Annotated in this window: 1 protein-coding gene; it reads left to right on the top strand. The window is 62.8% G+C overall.

The window, feature by feature from the left end:
- The coding region (gene tssJ / locus QCE58_RS34010; protein ID WP_309781267.1) for a type VI secretion system lipoprotein TssJ at positions 1–559 on the top strand (559 nt) is incomplete at both ends.

The raw sequence follows: 559 nt of genomic DNA, 5'->3' as shown, positions 1-559 counted from the left end.
TCTTCACCACGCAAGTCAAGTCGATGAACGTCGAACTGAACGGTCGCGCCGCGTTGAACGAGAACGCGACCGGCCAGCCGCTTTCGACGGTGGTGCGGTTCTATCAACTCAAGGATCCGAAGACCTTCGCGCAACTCGAATACGTCCAGTTGCAGAACGCCGATCTCGAACTGCTCAAGACGGATCTCGTCGCCACCAAGGACGTCGTGCTGCGCCCGGGCGCGAGCGCGAGCGTTGCCGAACCGATGCAGAAGGACGCCGAGTACGTTGGCGTAGTGGCGTTTTTCCGCTCGCCGAGCAGCAACGGCGTGTGGAAGCTGTTGATTCCGAAGAAGCAGTGGAAGGACACCGATCCGGTGAGAATCAGTGTGCAGAGCAATCTGCTCGTGCTCGAAGGTGCGGATCCGAAAGCCGTGAAACGCGATGCGCCGCAGCAGTCCGTATCGAACGCCGGGGCGGCTGCCGCGTCGGCGACATCGAGTGTCTCGGGAGCCGCCGCCGCGAGCAAAGCGGCGGCGCAGAGCGTCAACACGGCGACCGACGCGCTCACAAGCGCCAA

The sequence above is a fragment of the Caballeronia sp. LZ028 genome (assembly GCF_031451415.1).
In the GTDB taxonomy this organism is placed as follows: domain Bacteria; phylum Pseudomonadota; class Gammaproteobacteria; order Burkholderiales; family Burkholderiaceae; genus Caballeronia; species Caballeronia zhejiangensis.
The sequence above is the reverse complement of the archived record's forward strand: the minus strand, read 5'-3'. Positions and strand labels throughout refer to the sequence as shown.